The 6,686-nt window shown below is 69.6% G+C and carries 8 protein-coding genes; all 8 read left to right on the top strand.

Translation table 11 applies throughout. The features are described 5' to 3' along the window. Positions 1 to 741 (top strand): HPr(Ser) kinase/phosphatase (gene hprK, locus VF697_RS02625; RefSeq protein WP_331091878.1); only part of this gene is annotated, 741 nt, incomplete at its 5' end. Next, a complete protein-coding gene (gene rapZ / locus VF697_RS02620) occupies positions 738 to 1,601 on the top strand; it encodes an RNase adapter RapZ (protein WP_331091877.1) in 864 nt (287 codons plus the stop codon). The genes hprK and rapZ, both read left to right, overlap by 4 nt. Before the next feature lie 372 nt (positions 1,602 to 1,973). Next, complete coding sequence (locus VF697_RS02615; RefSeq protein WP_331091876.1) at positions 1,974 to 2,426, top strand: PTS sugar transporter subunit IIA; 453 nt, start codon at positions 1,974 to 1,976, stop codon at positions 2,424 to 2,426. Positions 2,427 to 2,459: 33 nt separating this feature from the next. Beyond that, positions 2,460 to 2,945 (top strand): PTS sugar transporter subunit IIB, encoded by a 486-nt coding sequence (locus tag VF697_RS02610; protein WP_331091875.1) that lies wholly within the window; start codon positions 2,460 to 2,462, stop codon positions 2,943 to 2,945. A gap of 4 nt (positions 2,946 to 2,949) precedes the next feature. Next, entirely contained in the window at positions 2,950 to 3,666 is a 717-nt protein-coding gene (locus VF697_RS02605; protein ID WP_331091874.1) for a PTS sugar transporter subunit IIC, read from the top strand. Then, positions 3,663 to 4,430, top strand: coding sequence for a PTS system mannose/fructose/sorbose family transporter subunit IID (locus VF697_RS02600; protein ID WP_331091873.1), 768 nt, complete (start codon positions 3,663 to 3,665; stop codon positions 4,428 to 4,430). The genes VF697_RS02605 and VF697_RS02600 overlap by 4 nt, the downstream gene beginning before the upstream one ends. A 23-nt stretch (positions 4,431 to 4,453) precedes the next feature. Further along, positions 4,454 to 4,732, top strand: coding sequence for an HPr family phosphocarrier protein (locus tag VF697_RS02595; RefSeq protein WP_331091872.1), 279 nt, complete (start codon positions 4,454 to 4,456; stop codon positions 4,730 to 4,732). 43 nt (positions 4,733 to 4,775) lie between these two features. Next, entirely contained in the window at positions 4,776 to 6,539 is a 1,764-nt protein-coding gene (ptsP, locus tag VF697_RS02590; RefSeq protein WP_331091871.1) for a phosphoenolpyruvate--protein phosphotransferase, read from the top strand. The last annotated feature ends 147 nt before the right edge of the window (positions 6,540 to 6,686 follow it).

The following is a 6,686-nucleotide window of genomic DNA, read 5'->3' as shown; positions in this document are numbered from 1 at the left end:
GCGGGTGAGGACGAAGCCGCCTGGATGTTGCGAAAGGTGCCGCGGAGTGCCGATAAGTTGGCGGGAAAGATCGAGGGTGAGGGCGAGGCGTGTGAGGGGGCGGGGCTGGCGCTGATGCGCACCCCGCTGCTCTCCAGCCAGTTCATCCAGCAGGTGCAGGCCTTCCTGGAGGAGGCCCTCACCGAGGCCAGCAGCCTGCACGGCGTGCTCATGGACGTGTTCGGCGTGGGCATCCTGCTGCTGGGCAAGAGCGGCATCGGCAAGAGTGAGATTGCCCTGGACCTGGTGATGCGCGGCCACCGGCTGGTGGCGGACGACATCGTGGACGTGACGCGGCGCCGGCCCGGCGTGGTGTATGGCGCGGGCAACCCCGTCATCCGTCACCACATGGAGATTCGCGGCCTGGGCATCATCAACATCAAGGACCTGTTCGGCGTGGCCTCGGTGCGCGAGCGCAAGAAGATCGAGCTCGTGATTGAGCTGCACGAGTGGGACCCGCACCAGGAGTATGACCGGCTGGGCGTGGAGGATAAGTTCATGAACATCGTGGGCGTGGACATCCCGCTCTCGGTGGTGCCCGTGCGCCCGGGCCGCAATATGACCACCATCATCGAGGTGGCCGCTCGCAACCAGCTGCTCAAGCAGCAGGGCCACCACTCGGCGAGAGAGTTCGCCGAGCGACTCAACCGCGCCATCGCCGAAGGGGCGACGCGCCGCTCCATGGGTGAGGAAGTCGAGTGAACGCCCCGGCCAAGCACATCGTCGTCATCACGGGCATGTCCGGCTCGGGCAAGTCCACCGCCATCCGCGCGTTGGAGGATGTCGGCTTCTTCTGCATCGACAACCTGCCGGTGCTGCTGCTGCCCAAGCTGACGGAGCTCGCCGGGGGCGGACAGTTCTCGCACCTGGCGCTGGTGGTGGACGCGCGCGAGGGCATCTTCCTGCACGAGGCGCCTCGCATCCTCGACGAGGTGCGCCGGGCGGGGCACCAAATCGAGGTGCTCTTCCTGGACGCGAGCGACGACAGCCTCATCCGCCGCTTCAGCGAGACGCGCCGCCGCCACCCGCTGGCGCCCACGGGCAGCGTGTCCGAGGGGATTCAGGCCGAGCGCGAGGCGCTCAAGGACCTGCGCGAGCTGGCGGACCAGGTCATCGACTCCTCGGTGCTGAACGTGCACGACCTGAAACGCATGGTGCAGGCGCGCTTCAACCCGGAGCCGGCCAGCGGGCCGTCGCTGTCCGTCATGTCCTTCGGCTTCCGGCACGGCGTGCCGCCGCAGGCGGACCTGGTGTTCGACGTGCGCTTCCTGCCCAACCCGTACTTCGTCCCGGAGCTCAAGGGGCTGACGGGGAAGGACTCGCGCGTGTCCTCCTATGTGCTGGACCGCGAGGAGACGCAGCAGTTCGTGGAGAAGGTGGTGGACCTCTGCCGCTTCCTCTTCCCGCGCTACCAGAAGGAGGGCAAGGCGTACCTCACGGTGGCGCTGGGGTGCACCGGCGGCAAGCACCGCTCGGTGGCCATCGCCGGGGAGCTGCGCAAGCGCCTCGCGGGGGACCACCCTCGCGTGCAGCTCTGGGACCGCGACGTCGAGAAGGAGTAGGCGCGCCCCCGTGGGGGGCTTCCCCGCCGGCTGCCCCCTTCCCCGGCGACCGGGAGAGGGGCGGCGTGAGGGTGACGCGCCCCTGTTCTCACACTCCTGTCCACCTTGCTCCTTCTCTATGGGCGGGGGAGGCTCATCCCCGCCGCAAGGTCCTGCCTCCCCGTCTGGCAGCCGACAGCGCATGACCCTCCTGTCGGTGAAATGACGGGCGAGGCGTCAGGACCGGCCTTAACTTCCTTCTGCATGAGAAGGTGGTAAGGAGTAGGAGCAAGGGGACGGGCGGTCGAATGGGAGCGGAAACTTTCGGCGGGGGTTGCGCATCGCACCATTCAGGCGTAGTCAGGCAGCCCTGGGGGGCTGGTGGAGGTGATCATGGTCGGCCTCGTAGTGGCATCGCACGGACGTCTGGCGGACGAGCTGGTGGCGACCGCTGAGCAGATCGTGGGCAAGCTGCCCGCGGTGGCGACCTGCAACATCGAGCCTGGAACCTCGGTCGAGGAGCTCCGGGCGAAGATGCGGCGGGCAGTGGAGGGCGTGGACCAGGGCGAGGGCGTCATCGTCATGGCCGACCTCTTCGGCGGTTCTCCCTGCAAGGAGTCGCTGATGATGTGCTCCGAGGGCGGTTGCCAGAGTGGCAAGCTCGAGGTGCTCGCCGGCATCAACCTCCCCATGCTCCTGAAGGCCAACTCCCTGCGCTCCGAGGAGTTGCCGCTGCCGGAGATGGCCGCGCAACTGGCTTCCTATGGTCAGCGCAACATCACCTGCGCTTCAGCCCTGTTGCGCGAGGCGCAGCAGCGTCAGCAGGCCGCCGTGCCGCGAACTTGACGGCCCCCCGAGTGTGGGCGATTCGAGACTGCCGTGATCTCCCTGGTCCGCGTCGACAACCGCCTCATCCATGGTCAGGTCGTCGAGGCCTGGCTTCCTCATTTGAAAGTCTCTCGCGTCGTCGTGGCTGACGACGAGGCCGCCGCCAGCCCGCTGGTGCGCGCGGCCATGGCGCTGGCGGTGCAGAGCGCCATCGAGGTGCAGATTCTGCCCCTGGCGCAGGTGGACTACGTCGGGGTCTCCAGGGACTCGGTGAAGACGCTGCTGCTGGTGCGGGACGTGGCGGCGGTGCCCTTCGCCAAGGCGCACGGGCTGAACCTGGACCAGCTCAACCTGGGCAACGTGCACTTCGGCACCGGACGGCGGCAGGTGTCGCCCTCCGTCTTCCTGGCCGAGTCGGAGTTGCAGGCGCTGCAGCGGCTGGCGCAGGAGGGCGTGCGGGTGGAGGCGCGGGCGGTGCCGGTGGAGAAGCCGGTGGAGCTGGCGGAGCTGCAAGAGCGCTGGGGAAAGGCGGGGTGAGGCCGTGAGCGTGGGCTGGACCCAGGTGGCGCTCGCTGGCGTCTGGGGCGGCCTCGTCGCGGTGGAGCGCAAGGCCTTCCTCCAGGCCATGTTCTCCCGGCCGCTGGTGTCGGCCACCGTCATGGGCCTGCTGCTCAACGACGTGCCCTCGGGGCTCTTCGTCGGCATGCTGCTGGAGCTCTTCCACCTGGGCACGGCCAACCTGGGCGCCTCGCTGCCGGACAACGACACGCTGTCGGCCACGGGCACCTCGGCGGCGGCGGCCACCATGGCGGCGGCCACGGGCGCGGGCTCCACGCCGGCCCTCTGGAGCCTCGCGGTGCTCCTCTTCGTGGGGCTGGGACGGTGGGGCCTGGTGGTGGACCGGCTGCTGGAGCGCTACTCGGGGCGGCTGGCCCGCAAGGCGCTGGCGTCGGCGGAGATGGGCAACCTCACCCGGGCCATGCAGCAGAACCTGTGGGGCATGTGGCCGCACTTCGTCCTCTTCGGGGTGATGACGTCCCTGTGTGCCCTGGCGGGCTTCTTCCTCGGGCCGCTCCTGGAGCGGATGCCGCTGCCCCTGCTCAGGGGCCTGGCGTGGGCCTACCCGGCCATGGCCTCGGTGGCGGCCGCCATCGCCGCGCGGGGCAGCCACGCCCGGCGCGCGCCCGTGTACGCGGGGCTGGGGGCCGCGGTCGTCACCGTGGCCGTCATCCTCTGCATCCTGAGGGAGCGGCTATGAGCGGCGTCAGCCCGCCCCTCACCCGTGGCGTGCTGTTGCGCGTCTTCCTGCGCTCGCTCTTCCTGCAGGCCTCGTGGAATCCCCAGGGCATGCAGAACCTGGGGCTGGCCTACGCCCTCTACCCGGCGCTGGAGCGGCTCTACCCGGAGCAGCAGGCCCTGGAGACGGCGGTGCGCCGCCACCTCGTCTTCTTCAACACCCACCCCTACGTGGCGGCGGCCATCGTCGGCGGCGTCCTCTACCACGAGCAGCGCATTGCCCGGGGCGAGGAGCCTCCGGACAAGGTGGTGGCCTTCAAGGCGGCCCTGATGGGCCCCCTGGCGGCGCTGGGGGACGGCTTCTTCTGGCTGTCGCTCAAGCCGGCCACGGGCGCGGTGTGCGCGGCGCTGGTGCCCGTGCTGGCCGCGTGGGCGGCGCTGCTCTTCCTCTTCCTCTACAACCTCGTCCACCTCACGCTGCGCGCCCGGCTCTACCTGCTGGGGCTGTCGCTGGGGGACAGGCTGGTGGAGGCGGTGGCGCGCGCCAACCTCCCCACCCGGGGCGCCAAGCTGCGGGCGGTGGGGGCGGCGTGCGCGGGCGGGCTGGCGGCCTGGCTGGCCGTCACCTTTGGCTCCAACGCGGGCGGCCGTTTCGCGCCCCTTCTTTCCGCGGGCTGCCTGGCGCTGGGAGTAGTCTCCTACCTCCTGGTCGCCCGTCGGGTTCCCAACTACGTGGTGCTCTACCTCGCCGCGGGACTGGCGTGTGCGGCGGGGGCCTTCCTGTAGAAGAGGGAGAATAGGGACTGGCAATGTCGAGCGTGGCCGAAGGGACATTCGAAATCATCAACGCCCTGGGACTGCATGCCCGGGCGGCGGCGCAGCTGGTCCAGGTGGCCAACCGCTACAAGAGCGAGGTGACGCTCATGTGCGAGGGCCAGAAGGCCAACGCCAAGTCCATCATGGGCGTGCTCATGCTGGCGGCGGCCCAGGGCATGCAGGTCACGGTGTCGTGCAAGGGAGAGGACGCCGCGGCGTGCCTCCAGGACATCCAGAAGCTCATCGCCAACCGGTTTGGTGAATCGAAGTGAAGTCATCCCCGCGCGGCGACTCGCCGCAGAGGAAGAAGGAACCGTGAGCAGCCAGGCCACCCCCACGTTGAACCTGAAGGGCATCGGCGCCTCACCGGGCGTAGCGGTGGGCCACGCCTTCATCCTGGACCGCAAGCGGGTGCGCACGCCCAAGCTGAGGCTGGCCGAGGCGGAGGTGGACCCCGAGCGCATGCGGATGAAGACGGCGTTGGACCTGTCCGACCGCCAGCTGTCCGAGCTCAAGGAGCAGATTTCCAAGACGGAGGGCCCCGAGCACGCCCTCATCCTCGAGGCGCACCGGTTGATGCTCCACGACCCGATGTTCGTGGACGAGGTGAACCGGCTCATCGTCGAGGACCGCATCAACGCCGAGTGGGCGGTGCGGCGGGTGGCGCGCAAGCTCAAGCACCTCTTCGACAACATCCCGGACGAGTACTTCCGCGAGCGGCGCTCGGACGTGGAGTACGTGGCGGACCGGGTGGTGCGCAACCTGCTGGGGCAGGTGGTGGACGAGGAGGTGACGCTGCCGGACCACGCGGTGGTGGTGGCGCACGACCTGTCCCCCGCGGACGCGGCGCTGATGGCGCGCAGCGGGCGGGTGGCGGGCTTCGTCACGGACCTGGGCGGCCAGACGAGCCACACGGCCATCGTCGCGCGGGCCCGCTCCACGCCCGCGGTGGTCGCCGCCGGGCGCGCCAGTGAGCAGATCTCCCCGGGAGACCTGGTCGCGATGGATGGCACGCGGGGCATCGTGCTGGTCAACCCCACGGAGGACCAGCTCGCGCTCTTCCACGAGACGATGCGTCGGCACCAGGAGAGCGAGGCCCGGGCACTGGAGTCCAAGGACCTGCCGGCGCAGAGCACGGACGGGTTCCGCATGCGGCTGGTGGGGAACATCGAGTTCCCGGAGGAGATCCAATCGCTGCTGGCGCACGGGGCGGAGGGCATCGGCCTGTACCGCACCGAGTTCATGTTCCTGGACCGCAAGAGCCCGCCCACCGAGGAGGAGCAGTACCGGGCGTACCGTCAGGTGCTGGAGATGATGGGCAACCGGCCCGTCACCATCCGCACGCTGGACCTGGGCGGCGACAAGGTGCCCGGCAAGGGCAAGCATGAGAAGGAGCCCAACCCCGCCATGGGGCTGCGGGCCATCCGCTACTGCCTGGCCCACCGGGAGCTCTTCCGGGTGCAGCTCCGGGCCCTCCTGCGCGCGAGCGTGCACGGGAACATGCGGCTGATGTTCCCCCTCATCTGCGGCATGAGTGAGCTGCGCGAGGCCCGCAGCGAGCTGGAGGCCTGCCGCACGGAGCTGGGGCGCGCCGGCGTACCGCTCGGCAAGCGCTTCCCGGTGGGCATCATGGTGGAGACGCCGAGCGCGGCGCTCATCGCGGACCGGCTGTCGCAGGAGGCGGACTTCTTCTCGGTGGGGACGAACGACCTCATCCAGTACTCGCTGGCCATCGACCGGCAGAACCGGGATGTGGCGTACATGTACAAGCCGCTGCACCTGTCGGTGCTGCGCTCGCTCCAGAACATCGTCACGGCGGCGAAGGACACGGGGATTCCCGTGGCCATGTGCGGCGAGATGGCGGGCGACCCCGTGTACGCGCTGGTGCTGCTGGCGCTGGGCTTCGACGAGCTGTCGATGACGGCGGGGCAGATTCCGACGGTGAAGAGCTTCATCCGTGAGACGAGCCGGGCGGATGCGCAGCAGCTGCTCTCGACGGCGATGGACCTGACGACGGCCGAGGAGATCGAGCGCTTCATCCGCACGGAGATGGACAAGCGCTTCGCCACGGGGATGTGAGCCCGAGCGGCCCTCTCCCCGCGTCGGGGAGAGGGCGGGAGCCCCCGCCTACTCGTGGATGACCTTCGTCTCCGAGTTCTCCTCGTGCGACTTGGAGGCGAGGTTCTCCTCGGGCACGAGGCCGTGCTTCTTCCGGAAGCGACGGAT

The organism is Archangium sp. (assembly GCF_036388035.1).
Lineage (GTDB): Bacteria > Myxococcota > Myxococcia > Myxococcales > Myxococcaceae > Archangium.
The sequence above is the reverse complement of the archived record's forward strand: the minus strand, read 5'-3'. Positions and strand labels throughout refer to the sequence as shown.